Here is a 19,964-nt window from a genome sequence, read left to right as displayed (position 1 = left end):
GGTGTGACACCGCGATGCCGCGCGCGTTGCAGTTCCGCGGCGGCCGCGGCATGCCGTTAAGCTCCGCGCATCCCCCTGCCGGAGCGATCCATGCGCACGACCCTGTTCGCCGCCCTCCTCGCGTCCACTGCCGCTGTTGCCTGGGCCGCCCCGCCCGCGGCGAAGTCGATGGTCACCAACGGAATGGGCGCAGCCCTCGACCAGGCGATCGCCGGCTCCTGGCGCGATCCCAAGAACGTCGCACGCGACGTCTACCGCCATCCCAAGCAGACGCTGAGCTTCTTCAAGGTGCGCGGCGACCAGACGGTCATCGAGATCACGCCGTCGCCGGGCTGGTACAGCGAGATCCTCGCGCCGTACCTGCGCGAGAACGGCCAGTACATCGCGGCGGTGATCGACCCGGCGTCGCAGGCCGAGCAGAAGAACCGCGACTACTACCAGAAGAATCGCGACGTGCTCGAACAGAAGTTCGCCGCCGACGCCGCGCACTACGACCGCGCGAAGATCGTCGCGTTCGATCCGAAGAATCCGTCGTTCGGACCCGCGAATTCCGCCGACGTCGTACTGACCTTCCGCAACGTGCACAACTGGCGCATGGCCGGCACGGCGCCGCAGATGTTCAAGGGTTTCTACAGCGTGCTGAAGCCGGGCGGCGTGCTCGGCGTGGTCGAACACCGCGCGAAGGCGGACGTCACCGATGCGGACAAGTCCGGCTACGTCGGCCAGGCGCAGGTGATCGCGATGGCCAAGGCCGCGGGCTTCGTGCTGGACGGCAAGAGCGAGATCAACGCCAATCCGCGGGACACCAAGGACTACCCCGGCGGTGTGTGGACGCTGCCGCCGACCAACCAGCACGACCCGAAGGACGATGCGAAGTACAAGGCGATCGGCGAGAGCGACCGCATGACCCTGCGCTTCGTGAAGCCGCGTGCCTGATCGAACGTTGCGACGCGGGAGGTCGGCACGCGCGGGGTGCGCGACGTGCTGATCGCATTCAACAAGCCCTACGGCGTGCTGTGCCAGTTCACCGACCGCAGTACGCCGCCACGGCCCACCCTCGCCGGCTTCGGACTGCCGCCCGATGTGTACGCAGCAGGCCGGCTCGATCACGACAGCGAAGGCCTGTTGCTGCTGACGGACGACGGCGGCCTCGCGCACCGGCTCACCGACCCGCGCCACAAGCAGCCCAAGACCTACTGGGTGCAGGTCGAAGGTGATCCGCAGCCGGCGCAGCTGGACGCCCTGCGTCGCGGGGTCGCGCTGAACGACGGGCCCACACTCCCCGCCGAGGCGCGCCGCATCGATGAACCCGCGCTGTGGCCGCGCGATCCGCCGGTGCGCTTTCGCAAGACCGTGCCGGATGCATGGCTGGAGATCGTCATCCGCGAAGGTCGCAACCGGCAGGTGCGGCGCATGACGGCGGCGTTGGGACTGCCGACGCTGCGACTGGTGCGCGTCGCAATCGGCGCGCACCGGCTGGATGGACTCGCCCCCGGTGCGTGGCGCCGCGTCGACTGAATGCGCAGCCGCTGTAACCGTTCACCAAACCTGAATAGGTTGCGCGGCATAAAGCGCAACCGTCTGTTAACGTCGTTGGCTCCTGAACGCGCCACGGAGCGGCGCGCTCCCGCGAGGACGAATGGTCAGTAATACCGGCACTGCCGCGAGAATCCTGGTCGTCGACGACCAACCGGCGAACCTTCGTGTCGTCGGCATGCTGCTGTCGCGCCAGGGCTACCAGGTCGTCACCGCGGACAGCGGCCCGAAGGCGCTGGAGATCTGCGAGACCGAACCGCCGGATCTCGTGTTGCTCGACATGATGATGCCGGGCATGGACGGCTTCCAGGTGATGGAGGAAATGCGCGCGGGTGCCGCGCCGCCGAGCCTTCCCGTCGTCTTCGTCACCGCCGCGCAGGATCGCGATCTGCTGTTGCGCGCGTTCGACGCCGGCGCGGTCGACTACGTCACCAAGCCGTTTCTTCCGGAAGAGCTGCTTGCGCGGGTGTCCGCGCACGTGGGTCTCAAGCTCACGCGCGATCGGCTCGAGCGTGTGGCGCGCGAACGGCAGGAACTCGTCAACCTCGTCGCGCACGATCTGAAGAACCCGCTGTCGTCGGTGCTGTTCGCCAGCGAAATGCTGATCACCGGCGCGACGAAACCCGAGCGCGTGCCGCGCTACATGACGATGATCCACGAGAGCGCGACCGACGCGCTCGGCTACATCCGCCAGTACCTCGAAAGCACCGGGCGCCGCGACGAAGCCGCGACCGACTTGAGCGCGCCGCTCACCGCGACCATCGACTGGCTGGTGCAGCGCTACGAATACCAGCTGGAAGCGCGCGGCATCCGCGTCAACGTGCAGCGCCCCGCGACCGACGTGCAGGTGCGCATCGACGAACGCGTGTTGCGCCAGGTCAGCGAGAACCTCGTCACCAACGCGATGAAGTACGCGCCGGACAGTGAACTCACCATCGCCGCGCGACCGGGCGCCCCCGGCTACTGGCAGTTGGTGGTCGAAGACCGCGGCCCCGGGATTCCGGCGGCGAAGCAACGCGAACTGTTCAAGCCGTTCGTGCGCCTGCACGAAGGCGATGACGGCATTTCGTCGGGCCTCGGGCTGTCGCTGGCGAAGCAGATCATCCAGCAGGCCGGCGGCCAGCTCTGGTACGAAGACCGCAAGAACGGCGGTGCGCGTTTCGTGATCGAACTGCCGCAGGTCGGCTGATCACCCGGCGCCGTCGCGGCGCGTTCCCTCGTTACCGCACCGCAGCGCTCGCCGCGAACAAGCGGCAGTTGCCCACGCGCAGAAACAACGATGCCGCCGAAACCGGCGGCATCGCTCGTCGGCCCGGGCCGACCCTTCGCTGACTCAGTGTTCCGTGCGCGATTCGCGGCGCGCGCGGCTCGGCGACGTGCGACGCGTGCTCGTGCGGCGCTGGGTGCGCGTACGGGGCGTGCTGTCCTCGTCGCCGCTGCGCGTCTCGATGCGGCGCGAGCGACCTTCGATCGCGTCGCCATTGCCGTTCTCGGCACGCTTGGCACGGCGGCGCGCCGCGTACCAGAGCAGGCCCGCACCGGCGAGCGCGGCACCGAAGATCACCGGATTGCGGCGGACGACTTTGACGCCGACCTTCGACGCCGTCTTGAGGGCACCGAGCTTGGCGCCAGCATCGAGCCATTCGCTCGCGCGCGGGCCGAGGTGACTCAGGTGATCGCCGGCCTGGCTGGCGAGGTCCAACATGCGGGAGGGGAGACGGTCCAGCGTGCTCATGGGCGGCAGTCCTGCGGGGAATCGAGCGACAGTGTTGTCGCGATTTCGTCGAAACAATGTGAGCGATTGCCGACCGGCGGCTGAACGCCGAAGATGCGCGCTCGACAGGAGACCGCACCATGATCCGCACGCTGCCCGATGTCCTGACGCCGTCGGAACTCGCACAGGTGCGTGAGTGGCTGCCGCAGGTCACGCTCGCGGACGGCCGCATGACCAATCCCGAGTCGGGCGTGAAGCGCAACCTGCAGGCACCGCAGGGCGACGCCGCCAACGAGCGCATCGCGCAACTCGTTCGCGACGCGCTGGGCCGTCATCCGGACGCGCGTCGACTGATGCTGCCCAAGCAGATGGCGCGCACGACAGTGGTGCGCTACGAGCCCGGCATGACCTACGGCTGGCACGTCGACGAAGCGCTGTTTCCGTCGACACCGCCGATGCGCAGCGACATCTCGTGCACGGTCTTTCTCAGCGATCCCGCCGACTACGACGGCGGCGAACTCACCATGCAGCTGGGCGAACAGGAGCTCGCGTACAAGCTGTCGGCGGGCTCCGCGCTGATCTATCCGTCAACCACGATCCACCAGGTCGCGCCGGTCACGCGCGGCGTGCGCATCGCGGCGATCACCTGGCTGCAGAGCTGGATCGCCGACAGCGCACGTCGCGACATCCTGGTGCAGATCGAGGAGGCGCGCGCGCTGATGTCACGCGGCGGGCCCGGCGACGCGGCGCGCATCGAGGTACTTCTGGCGGCGGTGCGCTCGAACCTGTTCCGCATGTGGGCGGACACCTGATCTGATCGAGAACGTCGCGCGTGCCGGCGTCGGAACGCGCGTCTGCGCGACCCGCTCGGCGTCGCGAACGATACGCGCGTCTGCGCGACCCGCTCGGCGTCGCGAACGATACGCGCATCGCGTGCGCGCAAGCTCGTGCTGACACGTCGCCACCGCAGCGGATAAATCGTGCCACTGCCCGCATCGAACGTGTCGGTCGCTACGTAAGGCTCGCCGCGGCTCAGGTGCCGCGCGGCTTCGCCCGGTGCGTCGCCGTCGCGGTCCAGGGATCGTCCGGCCACGGATGTTTCGGATAGCGGCCTTTCATTTCCTTCTTCACTTCCGGGTAGGTGCGTTCCCAGAAGCCGGCCAGGTCCTGCGTGACCTGCAGCGGACGGCCCGCAGGCGACAGCAGGTGCAGGGTGAGCGGGACGCGGCCTTCGGCGATGCGCGGCGTATCGGCAAGGCCGAACAGTTCCTGCAGCTTCACCGCGAGCACCGGTGACTGTGGTGTGCCGTCGATATCCGTGGCGTAGGTGATCGCGCGTTCCATGCCGGACGGCACGGCGATACGCACCGGTGCGAGTGCATCGATACGTTGGCGTGTCGACCAGTCGACCGCGGACTTCAGCGCTTCGCCGAGGTCCTGCTCGCTCAATGCATCCAATCGCGTCTTGCCGGTGAGCACGGGCTTCAGCCACGTGTCGAGCGACGCGAGCAATGCGTCGTCGGAAAGATCGGGCAGTGCGTCGACAAGCGCGGGCATCCATGTGCGAATACCCCGCACGCGAGCGCGCCACTGCCGCAGCGAATCGGTCCACGGCAGCGCGTCGAGGCCGAGCTGGCGCACCGCGTCCACCAGTGCGTCTGCATAGCGCGCGGGATCCGGCTTCGGCAGCGGCTTCGACTCGAGCACGATGCGATCGAAGCGGCGCTCGCGCACCGCGGCAATCCCGCGCGTGTTCGCGTCCCAGACCACGCGATCCTCACTGACGAAACGCGACGGAAAATCGCGTTCGAGCCGCGCTTCATCGAGCGGCGCCGCCTGCAGGATGCGGGCATCGCGCATCTCGTCGCGCAGCTCGTTGACGACGAGCCACGGCTCGCCGCGCAGCAGGGATTCGTCGAATAGACGCACGGTGCGGCCGGTGGCGAGCTGGTAGCGCAGCGCGTCGGTCGGATGCTGGCGCGCGATGCGGTCCGGAAATGCATGCAGCAGCACGTCGCCGAGCAGATGCGGGGCCACGTGCGATGGCGGTGCGGCCTCGAGACGCAGGCGCCGTCGCCATTGCTTCGCCGCCTGGTCGATCTGCGCGAGTCCGCTGCGCGACGCGTCCGCGGGCACTCGGCCGCTGCGAAACGCCGCGAGGGCCTGCCAGCGGTCGGCGAGCGCATCGCTGCGCGGCCGGCCCGGTGATACACGCAACGGATCGCGCGCTTCGATCAACGCCGCGAGGTCGCAGGCGATCGCCTGTTCGCGAGGATCGCGTGGCGCCAGCAACATCGCGGCGAGACGCGGATGCGTGCCGAGCGCGAGCATGCGCTTGCCCAGCGAAGTCACCGCGGTGCCGTCGAGCGCACCCAGACGACGCAATAGATCGCGAGCGGCATTGAACGTGCCCGACGGTGGTGCATCGGGAAAACGCAGGTCATCGCCACCCCACAGCGCGAGTTCCAGCGCGAGTGCGGACAGGTCGACCTGCGCGATTTCGGGGCGGCGCTGTGGCTCCAACCGCTGCGACTGTGGCCACAGGCGATATGCCCAGCCATCCGCCACACGTCCCGCGCGACCGGCGCGTTGATCGGCGGACGCCTGCGCGATCGCGACGACGTCGAGGCGCGAGAACCCGCTGACCGGATCGAAGCGCGGCTCGCGCGCCAGCCCGGTATCGATGACCACACGCACGCCGGGCAGGGTGACGCTGGACTCGGCGACGTTGGTCGCGAGCACCACACGGCGTCGGCCGTCGGTCGCCAGCTGCAGCACGCGCGTCTGCTGTTCGACCGGCAACTCGCCGTGCAGCGTGAGCACCTCCGCGTCGACGTGTTCGACCAGCTGCTGCACGCGCGCGATTTCGCGCTGGCCGGGCAGAAATACCAGCACGTCGCCCGGGTGCGTCGCCAAGGCGTGCTCGATCGCGCGGCGCACCTGGTGCTCACTCTTCTCCTCGCGTCGCGCCGGAAAATGCGCGACGTCGACGGGATAGCTGCGACCTTCGCTCGACAGGCGCGGTGCATCGAGGAAGTGCGCCAACCGCTCGCCGTCGAGCGTCGCCGACATCACTACGATGCGCAGGTCGTCGCGCAGTTGGGACTGCACATCGAGCGCGAGCGCGAGGCCGAGGTCGGCGGCCATGTGGCGTTCGTGGAATTCGTCGAACAGGATCGCGCCGACGCCCTCGAGCATCGGATCGTCCTGGATCATGCGCGTCAGGATGCCTTCGGTGACGACCTCGATCCGTGTTGCGCTGGAGACGCGGTTTTCGAAGCGGATGCGATAGCCGATCGTGCCGCCGACCTCTTCGCCGCGGCTTTTCGCCATGAACATCGCCGCGGCGCGCGCGGCGACGCGGCGGGGTTCCAGCATCAGGATCCTGCGGCCATCGAGCCACGGCGCGTCGAGCAGCGCCGGCGGCACCTGCGTGGTCTTGCCGGCGCCGGGCGGCGCTTCGAGCACCAGGCGCGGATGCGCCGCGAGCGACTCGCGGATGCGCGGTAGCAGGGGATCGATGGGAAAGGCGGGGCGATTCACGCGCCAAGGATAGAGCGTCGACGCGCAAGGCCTGCACGCCAAGGTTTCGAGTGCGTGTCGGCCCGTCGCAGCGGCGTTGCCGCGCCGCTCGCTATCCTATGCAGCCTTTCCGCGAGCCCCCGACGTGCAGCTCATCGACATCGGCGCCAACCTGACCCACGACTCGTTCGATCGCGACCGCGACGCGGTGCTCGAACGCGCGCGCCACGCGGGCGTCGTGCAGATGGTCGTGACGGGCGCGAGCCGCGAGCATTCGCCGCAGGCGCTGGAACTCGCGCAGGCGCATCCGAGCGTACTGTTCGCGACCGCCGGCGTGCATCCGCACCATGCGGTCGAATACACGGCCGAGTGCGACGCCGAGATGCGCGCGCTGCTGGCGCATGACGAAGTGGTGGCCGTTGGCGAATGCGGCCTCGACTACTTCCGCGACTTTTCGCCACGCCCCGCGCAGCGCCGCGCATTCGAGATGCAGCTGCAGACGGCGGTCGACACCGGCAAGCCGCTGTTCCTGCACCAGCGCGACGCGCACGACGACTTCGTCGCGATCATGAAGAACTTCGAGGGCCGCGTCGGCCCGGCAGTGGTGCACTGCTTCACCGGCACGCGCCAGGAAGCCTTCGCCTACCTCGACCGCGACTGGCATATCGGCATCACCGGCTGGCTCTGCGACGAACGCCGCGGCCAGCATCTGCGCGAGATCGTGCCGCACCTGCCGGCGAACCGCCTGATGATCGAAACCGATGCGCCCTACCTTCTGCCGCGCACGCTGCGACCGACGCCGAAAGACCGTCGCAACGAACCGGCGTTCCTCGCGCACATCGTCGAGGAACTCGCGCGGGATCGCGGCGAGACGGTCGAGGCGGTGGCCGCGATGACGACGCAGGTCGCGCGCGAGTTCTTCCGCCTCCCGGGCTGACGACGCGCGTCAGCCGTTCTCGGCCACCGCGTGCGCAGGCGCGCCGCGACGCAGCTTGCGGCGCAGCCAGCCGCCCAGATCGTCGACCACCGTGTACGCGGCGGGAATCACCACCAGCGACAGCAGCGTCGAGGTGATCAGGCCGCCGATCACTGCCACCGCCATCGGGCGACGGAAGCTCGAATCGCCCGACAGGCCCAGCGCGATCGGCAGCATGCCGGCGCCCATCGCGATCGTCGTCATCAGCACCGGTCGCGCGCGCTTGCGGCAGGCGTCGACCAGCGCGTCGTGCTGGGTCAGGCCGTGTTCGTCCTCGGCCATCACCGCGTAGTCGACCAGCAGGATGGAGTTCTTGGTGGCGATGCCGATCAGCATCAGAAGGCCGATCAGTGCCGGCAGCGACAGCAGGTTGTGCGTGAGCAGCAGCGCGCCGAATGCACCGCCGGCGCACAGCGGCACCGCGGTGAGGATGGTCAGCGGTTGCAGTGCGTGGTTGAACAGCAGCAGCAGCACCATGTAGATGCAGGCGATGCCGGCGATCATCGCGAGCGCGAAACCAGTGAACAGTTCGACGAAGACTTCGGCGTCGCCGGTGTTGATGAAGCTGAGCCCCGCCGGCGGATTCTTCACCGTCGGCAGCTGGTCGACTTCCTTCATGACGTCGCCGAGCGGGCGTCCATTGAGTTCGGCGGTGAACGTGACGTTGCGCTGACGCTGGTAGCGCGAGATCACCGAGGGGCCGCTGCCGGGTTCGATGTCGGCGACGGCCGCGAGGGGCACGGGGCCGTTGCGACCGGGCACGCGCAGCTGCCCAATCAACGCCGGATCGCGAAGCGTCTGTTCGGAGAAGCCGACACGAATCGGGATCTGCCGCTCCGGCAGGTTCAACTTGGCGAGTCGCTGCGTGTAGTCGCCGCTGGTGGCGATGCGTGCCGCTTCGGCGATATCGGCGGTCGACACGCCCAGATCGGCCGCGCGTTGCGGGTCGGGACGGATCTCGATCTCGGGGCGCAGCAGCGAGGCCGACGAGCTGATGCTGCCCAGGCCCTTGATCGTATGCAGTTCGCGTTCGAGCGTGATCGACGCGTCCTGCAGGCGCTGCGGGTCATCGCCGGCGAGCACCAGCATCAGGTTCTCGCCCGGCTCGTTGGAGATGTACGACAGGCGCACGCCGGGGAGATCCGCCAGCTGCGTACGGGCTTCGCGTTCGAGCACTTTCTGGTCGCGGTCGCGATCCTTCGCATTGCCCCAGTCGAGCACGAGTGTGGCCTTGCGCGGTTCACCGACGCCGGTCTTGTTGGGATCGCCGACGTCGAGCACGCTGCCCACGGTCGTATAGACCTGCTTGAGTTCCGGAATCGCGCGCAGCTTGGCGCGCGCGAGTTCGGCAACGCGAGTGGTCTGCTCGAGACGCGTACCCGGTGGCAGTTCCAGCTGGAGATTGCTGCGGCCGATGTCGGTGAACGGAATGAACGTGGTCGGGATCAGCGGGACAAGCGCGAGCGAGCCGATGAAGAACAGCGTCGAGATGGCCAGCGTGATCCAGCGATGCCGCAGCGCCGCGTCGACGAGATGCAGGTAGCGCCGCATCAGCGGCCCTTCCTTTTCCTCTTCACCATGCGACTTCAGCTGGTACGCCGCGATCATCGGCGTGAGCAGGCGTGCCACCAGCAGCGAGAACAGCACCGCCGTCGCCGCAGTCCAACCGAATTCGCGGAAGAACTTGCCGGCGATGCCCGGCATGAACGCGACCGGTACGAATACCGCAGCCAGCGTCATCGACGTCGCGATCACCGCAATGCCGATCTCGTCCGCCGCCTCGCGTGCGGCTTCGAGCGGCGTCTTGCCCATGCGCAGGTGGCGCACGATGTTCTCGATCTCGACGATCGCATCGTCGACCAGGATGCCGACGACGACGCTGAGCGCGAGCAGCGTGATGATGTTGAGCGAGAAGCCCAGCCAGTACATCACCGCGAAGGTCGGGATGATCGACAGCGGCAGCGCGATGGCGGAGATCCAGGTCGCACGGAAGTCGCGCAGGAACAGCCAGACGACGGCGAGCGCCAGCAGCGAGCCCTCCACCAGCATCTCCATGGACGAGTGATACGAACGCTCGGTTTCGCCGACGGTCGACGTCACCATCTGGAAGCGCATGCCCGGGTTCTTCTTCGCGAGCTGGTCCAGCGCGGCCTTCACACCGTCGGCGACTTCCAGCTCGCTGGAGCCGCGCGTGCGCGACACCGAGAACGCGACGACCGGCCTGCCATCGAGCAGTGCGACCTGCGTCGGGTCGGCGGTCGCGTCACTGATGCGCGCCAATGTGCCGAGGCGCACGCCGCGACCGTCCGGCAACGTGATGGCGAAATCCTTGAGTTGCTTCGCGTCCTGCACCGTCGCGATGGTGCGCAGTACCTGCTGACTCGCGCCGACTTCCGCCTTGCCGCTCGGGCGTTCCACCTGCGAACGCGCGAGCTGCGCGTTCACCGCGCCCGCGGTGGTGCCGTATGCCTGGAGCGCGTCGGGATCGAGATCGATGCGCACCATGCGGTCGACACCGCCCTGGCGTGCGACCTGCGCGACGCCCGGCACGCCGAACAGCGTGCGCGTGACGTCGCGATCGACGAACCACGACAGCTCGTCGGTGCCCATGCGGTCGGACTGCACGGCGTAGGTGATCAGCGCGCCGCCGAACATCGTCACTTTGGTGACGATCGGTTCTTGAATGTCCTGTGGGAGATCGGCGCGAATGCGGCTTACCGCTGCGCGCGCGTCGTCCAGTGCCGCGTTGACGTCGGCGTCGAGGCGCAATTCGATCGTGGTGGTGCTCACGCCTTCGGCCACGGTCGAGGTAACGCGCTTGACACCGATAAGTGTCGCCACCTGATCCTCGACCCTGCGCGTAACTTCCGTTTCCAGCTGGCTCGGTGACGCGCCCGGCTCGCTGACCGTCACGATGACGAACGGTGGAGTGATATCGGGAAAGCGCGCGACCGGCAGCTTCCAGAAGCCCCAGAGGCCGGCGACGCACAGCACGAAGAAGATCATCAGCGCCGGCAGCGGCCGACGGATGGCCCACGCGGAGATGTTGATCATGGCGCGGCGTCCGACTCCGACGCGGCGCGCGCGGGCGTGGTGGATGGCGCCGTCGCGACCGGCGTCGCCGACGTCGTGGTGACCGCAGGCACGACGCGCACCTTGTCCCCATCACCGAGGAAGCCCGCGCCCTGGTCAACCACCTGCGCACTGCTCGCGAGGCCGTCGAGGATCTCGACCACGCCATTCGACGTCGTGCCCGTGCGCACACGCACACGATGCGCGACGCCCTTGGCGTCGACGGTGAACACGTACGGGTTGCCGTCGCGTTGCACGATGGCCGTCGCCGGTACGACCAGCGCCTGCGCGTTGCCGACGAGGATGCGTCCCGGCAGATACGCGCCGGTGCGCAGGCCTTCGGGTTCCGGCAGGTCGACGTAGACCGTGCCCGTGCGCGTGGCCGGATCGACACCGGGCGGCACCGCGCGCACTTCGCCTTCGACGTCGTGGCCGTCCGGCGCGCGCACCATCACCGCGTCACCGACGTTCACCGCAGCCAGTTCGGTGTCGGCGAGATCCGCGCGCCATTCAAGGCGACCATCGCGGATCAGACCGATCAGTTCAGTACCCGATGCGACGATCTGGCCCGGCTGCACCGCGCGCCTGCTGACGATGCCGTCGTCCGGCGCGCGCAGTTCCGCGTAGCTGCGCCGCAGCCTGGCGGCGTCGAGCTGCGCACGCACGGTGGCGACGCGCGCGTTCGCCTGATCACGTGCGGCGCGCAATTCGTCGACCTGTCCGGCCGAAATGTATTTCTGCGCCACCAACGGTTCGGCGCGACGCAGGTTCGCCTGCGCGAGTGACGCCGCGGCCTGCGCTTCGCGATAGCTCGCCTGCGCCTGTTCGAGTTCGCTCTGCAGGGAGCGCGCGTCGAGATCGAGCAGCACCTGGCCGCGTCGCACGAAATCACCGACGTCGACATACAGGCCGGTGACGCGCAGGCCGCTCACCTCGACGCCGAGCTGCATCTCCTCGCGCGCGGCCACGGGGCCCGACACGCGGATCTCGCGCGGGATCTCCTGCGCGCGCGCGGGCACGACGGTCACCGCCATTGCGGGCGCGGCGTCGGCGGGCTTGGCGTCGTCCTTCTTGCTGCAGGCGCCGAGCGCGAGCGTGGCGAGGACGAGCAGGGCGCAGGCGTGGAGCGTCGTGAGGCGCATTCGGAGGCGGCGGATAGGGTCGAGGCCGCCAAGGATACGGGTCGGTATGTGCAGGGCGATGTGCGCATGCCCACGACGTGGGGTGGCGTCCACCCACGTGCGGTTTCAGCGGCGAAATTCCCGCAAATACGCGTCCATAACGAACGACGCCCACCGGTTTCGCGGCGGGCCTCGGACTGCAACTGCGCGAAGACCGGGCGTTACGAGACCCAGCCTTCCATTCAAGACGCGCGGAATCAGTGCTTCTTCTTGGGCGGCGTCGCGTTGAAGTGCACGCCCTGCGCTTCCAGTCGTGCGCATACGGCCTGGCGCTCGCTCGCGGACTTCGCCTTCATGTACTTCGCTTCCGCGTCGTAGGCGCGCGCGAACTGCGCGTCGAAGTCCTTGGGCAGCTTGTGCTGTGCGGTGAGCATCTGCTTCGCCGCCTCATGCGCATTGCGGCGATGCTCGGCGATGTTGCCCTTCGCGCAGTTGCCGGCCGCGACCGCGCCCGCGGCAGTCAGCTGGATCACCTGCGCCGCGCTCATCGGCGGCGGGTTCGCGGCCGACGCGGCGAACGTGGCGACGAGCAGAGGAACGGCGAGAGTGATGCGGCGCATGAGCGACGTCCTGCAGGCGGGCGCGGCAGTGTAGCGGGGCGTATTTGAACCGCCCCGTCACGCCATCACTCGTAACGGAGCGCCTCGATCGGATCGAGACCGGCCGCTTTCGACGCCGGCATCAGGCCGAACACCACGCCGACCAGCGCCGAGAAACCCGCAGCCACCAGCACCACCCACAGCGGCACGCTCGCCGGCGGGAAGTTCGGAATCATCATCGCGATGCCCGCGCCCGCGGCGTAGCCGAGCACGATGCCGATGACGCCGCCGAGCAGTGCGAGCAGCGCGGCTTCGAGCAGGAACTGCACGAGGATGTCGCGGCGCGTCGCGCCCAGTGCCTTGAGGATGCCGATCTCGCGCGTCCGCTCGGTCACCGACACCAGCATGATGTTCATGATGCCGATGCCGCCGACCAGCAGTGAAATGCCGACGATGCCGCCGAGCACGGCGGTGGCCGTCGACGTGATCTTCGCCAGCTGATCCTTTACCGAACTCGCCGCTTCGATCTTGAAGTCGTCGTCCGTTCCGGGCTTGAGCCCGCGGCTGGCGCGCAGCGCACGCCGCGCGCGTTCGCGCACGCCGTCGAGTTCCTCGATGCGACGCACGGTGAACGACACGCCGATCATCGGTTCGATCGTGTTGCCGTTCATGCCGCGCGCGACTTCGAACGGAATCACGACGTAGTTGTCCTGGCTGAAGCCGAAGACTTCGCCCTTGGGCTCCATCATGCCGACGACCTTGAACCAGTCGCCGCCGAGCTTGATGTACTGGCCGACCGGGTTCGCCGGCAGGTGCAGTTCCTCGCGCACCTTGGTGCCGATCACCGCGACATGGCGACGCCCCGCATCGTCCACCGGCACGAGGAAGCGACCGACCTGCGGGAAACGCGAGCGCACCTGCTGGAACGCGGCGGTGGTGCCGATCACCTGCGGCTGGCTGCTGCGGCCGCGGTAGCCGGCAAGGCCGCCCGGCACGACCAGGGTCGGCGCGACGTCCTGGATGCCGGTGACGCGATAACGCAGGGCGTCGACGTCTTCGGCGGTGAGCGTGTTGATCTTGCCGGTGCGGAAGTTGTCGTTGTCGTTCTGCGCTTCCACGCTCAGCGTATTGCCGCCGAGATCCGCGAACTGGTTGCTGATCGAGGCCGAGAAGCCCTGCACCAGCGACACGACGGCAATGACGCTGGCGGTGCCGATGAGGATGCCGAGCGTGGTCAGGAAGCTGCGCATGCGGTGCGCGGACAGGCTCGACAGCGCGGCGCGGAACGCCTCGAGATAGGCCTGCATCAGTGCACCGCCTTGTCGCGCGGCGGGTTGGTCGTGTCTTCGACGATGCGGCCGTCGAACACGCGCAGCACGCGATGGCAGTGCGCGGCGATGTCGGGTTCGTGCGTGACGACGACGACGGTCTGCCCCTGCGCATGCAGCGCATCGAACAGCGCCATGATCTCGGCGGAGGTCTGCGAATCGAGATTGCCGGTAGGTTCGTCGGCGAGCAGCAGCGACGGCTCGCCGACCAGTGCACGCGCCACCGCGACGCGCTGGCGCTGGCCGCCGGACAGCTGGTTGGGCCGATGATCGAGACGGTTGCCGAGCCCGACCTTCGTCAGCGCGTCGGTGGCGCGACGCACGCGCTCGGCACGCGGCAGGCCGCGATACACCAGCGGCTGCATGACGTTTTGCAGCACGCTGTGACGCGGCAGCAGATGGAAGCTCTGGAATACGAAACCGATTTCGCGATTGCGCACGTGCGCGAGCTCGTCGTCGGCCATGCCGGCGACGTCGCGACCGTTGAGCATGTAATGACCTTCGCTCGGCGAGTCGAGGCAGCCCAGCAGGTTCATCAGCGTGGACTTGCCTGAACCCGACGGCCCGGTCAGCGCGACGTATTCGTTGCGACCGATGGAGAGATCGACGCCGCGCAGGGCGTGCACCGTCTCTTCGCCCATCGTGTAGCGCTTGACGATGCCGGCGAGCTCGATCACTTCGCGTCGCCGTCCTTCGCGGCTTCGAGCTCCTTCGCGCTCTTCTCGCTCACGCGATCGCCGTCGTGCAGCGTGCGCAGCGTCTTGGCCGGGCCGACGATGACCTTGTCGCCCGACTTCAAGCCGGACGCGATGACCTGCCAGCGATCGTCGGCCACGCCGGTCTTCACCGACTGCTTGCGCGCGCGGCCGTCGCGCTCGATCCAGACGTAGGTCTTGGCGACGGTCGCCTTCGCCTCTTCGTGCTTCGGCGCATTGCTGTCGCCTTCGGCCGCGGCGGCCGCGAGTTCGTCGCCGTCGTCCATCACCGCTTCGACCGGCACCGCGAGCTGCGGACGGCCGTCGCCGAGATAGATGTCCGCACGCGCACTCATGCCCGAACGCGGATTGAGCGAGCCCGGCAGCGTGAGCGACACGGTCACCTTGTACGCACGCGCCTGGCCTTCGACCGTCGGGGCGAGCGCGATCTTGTCGACGCGGCCGTGCAGCGCGGTATCGGGATACGCGGCAGGGTAGACGTCGACCGCCTGGCCGATCGACACCTGGCCGATGTCGGCCTCGTCGACCTTGAGCTCCGCAGTGAGCGCGGAGACGTCGGCGATCTTCATCAGCTTGGCGCCGGCGAGGGCGTTCGTCGACGGGATCGCGGTTTCACCGACCTTGATCGGCAGGTCGACAATGCGGCCGGAAATCGGCGCGCGGATCTCGGTCTTCGACAGCTGCTCGTAGGCGTCGCCGAGCACTGCCTGCTGGCGCTGCAGGCTCTGCGTACTGGTCGCGAGCTCGGCGCGGGCCTGTTCGAGGGCGAGGCGTGCCTCTTCCAGCGAATTGCGATCGATCAGCTGCTGCGACGCGAGCTTCTGCGCACGCGCGTACTGCGCGGCGCGCAGCTGCAGCGTGGCGCGCTGGCGCGAGATGTCGATCGTGCCCTGGCGTCGCCCGGCGGATTCGCGGTCGATCGCGTTGCGGTAGATCTTCGGATCCAGCGTCAGCAGCAGCTGGCCCTTCTGCACCGTGTCGCCTTCCGCGACGAGGATGCGATCGACCTTGGCGACGACTTCCGAGGTGAGGTTCACCTCGGTGCCGTAGGCCAACGTGCCGGAGGCGAGGATGGTTGGACGCACTGCGCGCGCCGCCGCCGGCTGCATCTGCACCGGCGTGCCGTGTTCACCGCGCATGCCGCGCAGCGCGAACGGCAGCACGAGGACCGCGACCACCAGCCCGCCGGCCAGTGCCTTCTTGGTATTCGGTTTCATCAACGTCTCAGCCGAAGGCCACCGCGACCGCCGCCATCACGCCGTAGAGGACGACATACGGCAGCACCGCGATCAGGATCGACTTGCCCCACGACGCGCGGGTGAACGTGCGCCAGCCGAGTGCGGCGAGGAACAGCGACCACAGCGACAGCAGGTCGAGGCTCTGGGCGAGCTTCTGCCAATGCGAACCGGTCGTGTCGATCAGCAACGGATCGACGTGGGTCAGCATCAGCGACTCCATCGTGGCCTGTCCGGTCATCGTGAGCGCACCGACGAGTCCGACCACCGAGCCCAGCGCGCCCGGCATCGCCGACCACGCGGTGAGGCTCACGCCGTGCTTGAAGCCGAGGCCTGCGCCCGTGATCTTCGAGGCCAGCCAGTAGTAGAGGCCGATCAACGCGAAGATCAACGCGACCGCGACCGGGCCCAGCACGGCACCGAAGATCGCCATCACGCGCGTGCCCGGCATCATGGCTTTCGCCTGCGCCATCTCCTTCGCCGTCATGCTCGCGCGCTTGGCGTCGAACATGTGGTCCGCGTACCACGCGGCATCCACGCGCATGAAGTAGGCGAGGCTCAACGCCACGGCGAGCGCCGCGAGCACCAACCACGGCACGAGAAACGTCGGGCGCTCGCGCTCTTCGGCGAACACCTTCGACGGCTGCAGGAAAATATCGACGAGCTTGGCCATTCCATGTCCCTCCCCGGACTTAGGTGGCGCGGACTGTGGACCCCTGCGATCCCCATCGCAATGGGCCGGAGGTCACATCTTCAACTGCGCAGGCCGACGCCGCGCTTGAGCAGCCACAGGCCCAGCGACGCCAGCACCGCGACGAACGCGAGCATCAGACCGTAGGCGACCGCGAGCGGCACGTCGCTGCGGTCGAGCAGGCCGTAACGGAACGCGTTGACCATGTAGAAGATCGGATTCAGGTGTGTCGCCGCTTCGGCCCACGTCGGCAGCAGCTTGACCGAATAGAACACGCCGCCGAGGTACGTGAGCGGGGTGAGGATGAAGGTCGGCACGATCGCGATGTCGTCGAACTTCTTCGCGTACACCGCGTTCACGAAGCCGGCGAGCGCGAAGATGGTCGCGCCGAGCAGCACGGTGGTGAACGTGACGAACGGGTGCGGCACGCGCACGTGGGTGAAGAACATCGCGATGATCAGCACGATCGCGCCCACCATCAGCCCGCGCAGCACGGCGCCGGCGACATAACCGGTGAGGATCACCCAGTTCGGCATCGGGCTGACCAGCAGCTCTTCGACATGGCGGCCGAACTTCGCGCCGAAGAAGCTCGACGAGATGTTGCCGTAGCTGTTCTGGATGATCGACATCATCACCAGGCCCGGCACGATGAAGTCCATGTACTTGATGCCGTCCATCTGGCCGACGCGCGAACCGATCAGTCCGCCGAAGATCAGGAAGTACAGCGTCATCGTGATCGCCGGCGGCACCAGCGTCTGGCCCCAGATGCGCAGGATGCGGTGCACCTCCCGACGCACGATCGTGCCGAGCGCGATGAGGTGGCCCGAAGGCGGCGTCTGGACGGTGGCGGGCGTGGTGGACATCGATGGTTCCGTGAAAGCGTGACGTTCGACGATCAGACCGCGGCGGTGCCGGCGTTCTCGCCGGTGAGTCGCACGAACAGTTCTTCGAGGCGGTTGGACTTGGTGCGCATGGAGCGCACACGAATGCCGCTGGCGTCGAGCGCAGCGAACACCCGATTGAGATCCATCGCGCGCGGCATCTCGACGTCGAGCGTGTGGTCGTCGGTGGCGACCATCGTGGTGTTCTCCACCTGCGGCAACGCACCCGGCAGCACGCCGTCGATGTCGAGCACGAAACCTTCGACGTCGAGCTTGGACAGCAGCGCCTTCATCGAACCCTGCGCGACGATCAGGCCGCGATCGATGATGGCGACGTTGCGGCACAGGCTTTCCGCTTCCTCGAGGTAGTGCGTGGTGAGGATGATGGTGGTGCCCTGCGCGTTGATCTCGCGCAGCGTCTTCCACATGCCGCGACGGATCTCGATGTCGACGCCCGCGGTGGGTTCGTCGAGGATCAGCAGCCGGGGCTGCGTCATCATCGCCCGCGCGATCATCAGGCGACGCTTCATGCCGCCCGACAGCGTGCGGCTCATGACGTTCGCCTTCTCCCACAGCTGCGAGCGGCGCAGTTCGACCTCCGCGCGCTTGAGCGCCTCCTCGCGCGGCACGCCGTAGAAACCGGCGTAGTTCACGAGGATGTCGATCGGCTTCTCGAACATGTTGAAGTTGATTTCCTGCGGCACCAGGCCGATCTGCCGCATCGCCGCCGCGCGATCGCGCGTGAGGTCGATGCCGAAGACGTCCACGGCGCCGGAGGTCAGGTTCACCAGCGAGCTGACGATGCCGATCAGCGTCGACTTGCCGGCGCCGTTCGGGCCGAGCAGCGCGAAGAAGTCGCCCGGCTGCACGTCCAGCGAGACGCCCTTGAGCGCTTCGACGCGGTTGTCGTAGGTCTTGCGCAGCTCGCGCACGGACAGCGCGGCGGTCGAAACGGTTGCGGCCATGTCAGGGGGTCGAACGGCGATGCCGGTAGTATAGGCAGCCGCCGTGCACGACCCGCGCGCCGCTGCGTTCCAGCCGCCGCATCGATGCCTGCATCGACAGGAACCACGCCTTGGCCATCGTCCAGTTTCCGCTCCAGCTCGTCTCGCGCCGCATGCTCGCGCCCAGCGTCGGCCACTACGCCTTCGTGCGCAGCGACGGGCAGCCGCTGGACTTCATCCCGGGCCAGTTCATCCAGGTGCACTTCGAGTACGCGGACGGCACGGCGACCAAGCGCAGCTATTCGCTGGCGACGATCCACGATCACGCGATCGGCCCCGGCGAAGCGGTGGAGATCGCGGTGAGCTACGTGCCGGGTGGCGCGGCGACGGCGCTGTTCGAGAGCCTGGAGATCGGCGGCGCGGTGAACGCGAGCGGCCCGTTCGGTCGCTTCTGCCTGATGCCGGCCGATGCGAACCGTCGCTACCTGCTCATCGCCACCGGTACCGGCGTGACGCCGTACCGCGCGATGCTGCCGGAGCTCGAGAAGCAGATCGCGAGCCGCGGCATCGAAGTCGTGCTGCTGTTCGGTGCGCGTACGCCGGTCGAGTTGCTGTATGGCGACGAGTTCCGTGCGTTCGCGACGAAGCATCCGTCGAACTTCCGCTTCGTGCCGTGCTTCTCGCGCGAGCTGCCTGCGGCCGATTCGCCGCAGGCGCATGCGGACGTGCGCCACGGTTACGTGCAGCAGTTCCTCGACGAGTTCGCGCCGAACGCCGACGGCGACATCGCCTATCTCTGCGGCAATCCGAACATGGTCGACGCCTGCTTCGAAGCGCTGAAGGGCCATGGGCTGCCGGTGCAGCAGGTTCGTCGCGAGAAGTACGTCAGCTCGAAGTAGCGCCGCGCGTCGGTGCACGTCGCACCTCCGCAATGAGCTCGCTGAACCTTTATGCCGTCGCTCGCCGTCCGTCGGCCGCCATGTAAAGCTCGCTTGACAGGCCGCTGCCGCCGGTCCTAACGTGCCTGTCAAGTTTGTTTGACAGGCCGCCATGACCCGTTTGTCGCCCCGCCTTTTCATCGCCGCTGGCGCCGCCGTCCTCGCGGCCGCCGTGGCGATCGGCTTCTTCGCGCCGCACGTGCCGGACTTCGTGCGCGGCCTGCTCTACGGCCTCGGCATCGCCCTGGTGTTCGGCGGCCTGCTGCGTTCGCAGATGCCCGACGCCTGCGACGCCAGCACGCCGGCGCTGCGCCGCCGCTACATGCGCGAGTTCGTGCCGCCGATGGTCGGCTACATCGCGACCATCATGGGCTCGGTCTGGCTGCTGAAGTCGGTGACCGATCCCGCGCTGCGCGCGCTCGTCGCGCTCGCGCCCGTGCCCTTCATCGCGCTCGCGATGCGCGCGGTGGTCCGCTACATCCGCGACACCGACGAGCTGCAGCGACGCATCGAAGTCGAAGCGGTGAGCTTCGCGACGGCGCTCGTCTCCCTGGGTTATTTCACCGCCGGCCTGCTGCAGGCCGCGAAGGTCATCGACGTGCCGTCCGCGGTCGCGATGATCTGGGTGTTCCCGCTGATCTGCCTGGTCTACGGCATCGCCAAGGCCGTGATCTCGCGGCGGTACGCCTAG

The 19,964-nt window shown here is 68.0% G+C and carries 17 protein-coding genes and 1 pseudogene; 7 read left to right on the top strand and 11 right to left on the bottom strand.

Annotation, left to right across the window (positions count from 1 at the left end; genetic code table 11):
- Positions 1–189: 189 nt before the first annotated feature.
- The 3 genes and pseudogenes from DWG18_RS13680 to DWG18_RS13670 all read left to right on the top strand — a co-directional run.
- Positions 190–936: pseudogene (locus tag DWG18_RS13680) on the top strand (methyltransferase); the annotation flags it as partial.
- Between the two features lie 45 nt (positions 937–981).
- Entirely contained in the window at positions 982–1,518 is a 537-nt protein-coding gene (locus tag DWG18_RS13675; protein WP_115648198.1) for a pseudouridine synthase, read from the top strand.
- 121 nt (positions 1,519–1,639) lie between these two features.
- Positions 1,640–2,725 (top strand): hybrid sensor histidine kinase/response regulator, encoded by a 1,086-nt coding sequence (locus DWG18_RS13670; RefSeq protein WP_115647702.1) that lies wholly within the window; start codon positions 1,640–1,642, stop codon positions 2,723–2,725.
- 144 nt (positions 2,726–2,869) lie between these two features.
- Here the strand turns inward: DWG18_RS13670 and DWG18_RS13665 are convergent, their stop codons facing one another.
- Positions 2,870–3,271 (bottom strand): hypothetical protein, encoded by a 402-nt coding sequence (locus DWG18_RS13665; protein WP_205289361.1) that lies wholly within the window; start codon positions 3,269–3,271, stop codon positions 2,870–2,872.
- A 119-nt stretch (positions 3,272–3,390) separates the two neighbouring features.
- Here DWG18_RS13665 and DWG18_RS13660 point away from each other — a divergent pair, with 119 nt between their 5' ends.
- Complete coding sequence (locus tag DWG18_RS13660) at positions 3,391–4,062, top strand: Fe2+-dependent dioxygenase (protein ID WP_115647701.1); 672 nt, start codon at positions 3,391–3,393, stop codon at positions 4,060–4,062.
- 220 nt (positions 4,063–4,282) lie between these two features.
- Here DWG18_RS13660 and hrpB read toward each other — a convergent pair whose 3' ends face one another.
- Positions 4,283–6,793 carry an ATP-dependent helicase HrpB gene (gene hrpB, locus DWG18_RS13655; RefSeq protein WP_115647700.1) on the bottom strand — a complete coding sequence of 837 codons (2,511 nt, stop codon included), beginning with the start codon at positions 6,791–6,793 and terminating at the stop codon, positions 4,283–4,285.
- A gap of 124 nt (positions 6,794–6,917) precedes the next feature.
- Between hrpB and DWG18_RS13650 the strand changes: the two genes are divergently transcribed.
- Positions 6,918–7,709 (top strand): TatD family hydrolase, encoded by a 792-nt coding sequence (locus tag DWG18_RS13650; protein ID WP_115647699.1) that lies wholly within the window; start codon positions 6,918–6,920, stop codon positions 7,707–7,709.
- A gap of 9 nt (positions 7,710–7,718) precedes the next feature.
- Here the strand turns inward: DWG18_RS13650 and DWG18_RS13645 are convergent, their stop codons facing one another.
- The 9 genes from DWG18_RS13645 to DWG18_RS13605 all read right to left on the bottom strand — a co-directional run bounded on the left by DWG18_RS13645 (position 7,719) and on the right by DWG18_RS13605 (position 18,356).
- Positions 7,719–10,802 (bottom strand): efflux RND transporter permease subunit, encoded by a 3,084-nt coding sequence (locus tag DWG18_RS13645; protein ID WP_240318536.1) that lies wholly within the window; start codon positions 10,800–10,802, stop codon positions 7,719–7,721.
- Positions 10,799–11,962 (bottom strand): efflux RND transporter periplasmic adaptor subunit, encoded by a 1,164-nt coding sequence (locus DWG18_RS13640; protein WP_115647698.1) that lies wholly within the window; start codon positions 11,960–11,962, stop codon positions 10,799–10,801. Before DWG18_RS13640 ends, DWG18_RS13645 begins: the two co-directional genes overlap by 4 nt.
- Positions 11,963–12,198: 236 nt before the next feature.
- On the bottom strand, positions 12,199–12,561 hold the full coding sequence (locus DWG18_RS13635; protein ID WP_115647697.1) for a hypothetical protein: 363 nt from the start codon (positions 12,559–12,561) through the stop codon (positions 12,199–12,201).
- Between the two features lie 65 nt (positions 12,562–12,626).
- Positions 12,627–13,847: an ABC transporter permease gene (locus DWG18_RS13630; protein WP_115647696.1), complete on the bottom strand. Its 1,221-nt coding sequence runs from the start codon at positions 13,845–13,847 to the stop codon at positions 12,627–12,629.
- Entirely contained in the window at positions 13,847–14,545 is a 699-nt protein-coding gene (locus DWG18_RS13625; RefSeq protein WP_205289360.1) for an ABC transporter ATP-binding protein, read from the bottom strand. Before DWG18_RS13625 ends, DWG18_RS13630 begins: the two co-directional genes overlap by 1 nt.
- A complete protein-coding gene (locus DWG18_RS13620) occupies positions 14,542–15,801 on the bottom strand; it encodes an efflux RND transporter periplasmic adaptor subunit (RefSeq protein ID WP_115647695.1) in 1,260 nt (419 codons plus the stop codon). Before DWG18_RS13620 ends, DWG18_RS13625 begins: the two co-directional genes overlap by 4 nt.
- Before the next feature lie 7 nt (positions 15,802–15,808).
- Positions 15,809–16,492, bottom strand: a complete 684-nt coding sequence (locus DWG18_RS13615; protein ID WP_115647694.1) for a YIP1 family protein — start codon at positions 16,490–16,492, stop codon at positions 15,809–15,811.
- An 80-nt stretch (positions 16,493–16,572) separates the two neighbouring features.
- Positions 16,573–17,373: an ABC transporter permease gene (locus tag DWG18_RS13610; RefSeq protein ID WP_115647693.1), complete on the bottom strand. Its 801-nt coding sequence runs from the start codon at positions 17,371–17,373 to the stop codon at positions 16,573–16,575.
- Between the two features lie 32 nt (positions 17,374–17,405).
- The gene (locus DWG18_RS13605; RefSeq protein ID WP_115647692.1) at positions 17,406–18,356 is read right to left on the bottom strand and encodes an ABC transporter ATP-binding protein; all 951 of its coding nucleotides are present in this window, start codon (positions 18,354–18,356) and stop codon (positions 17,406–17,408) included.
- 152 nt (positions 18,357–18,508) lie between these two features.
- On the opposite strand from DWG18_RS13605, the gene DWG18_RS13600 reads away from it, so the two are divergent.
- Together DWG18_RS13600 and DWG18_RS13595 are read left to right on the top strand one after the other, a co-directional pair.
- Positions 18,509–19,234: an FAD-binding oxidoreductase gene (locus DWG18_RS13600; RefSeq protein WP_115648195.1), complete on the top strand. Its 726-nt coding sequence runs from the start codon at positions 18,509–18,511 to the stop codon at positions 19,232–19,234.
- A gap of 151 nt (positions 19,235–19,385) precedes the next feature.
- On the top strand, positions 19,386–19,964 hold the full coding sequence (locus DWG18_RS13595) for a hypothetical protein (protein ID WP_115647691.1): 579 nt from the start codon (positions 19,386–19,388) through the stop codon (positions 19,962–19,964).

Origin of the sequence: Lysobacter sp. TY2-98 (genome assembly GCF_003367355.1) — a bacterium.
GTDB lineage: Bacteria > Pseudomonadota > Gammaproteobacteria > Xanthomonadales > Xanthomonadaceae > Cognatilysobacter.
The sequence above is the reverse complement of the archived record's forward strand: the minus strand, read 5'-3'. Positions and strand labels throughout refer to the sequence as shown.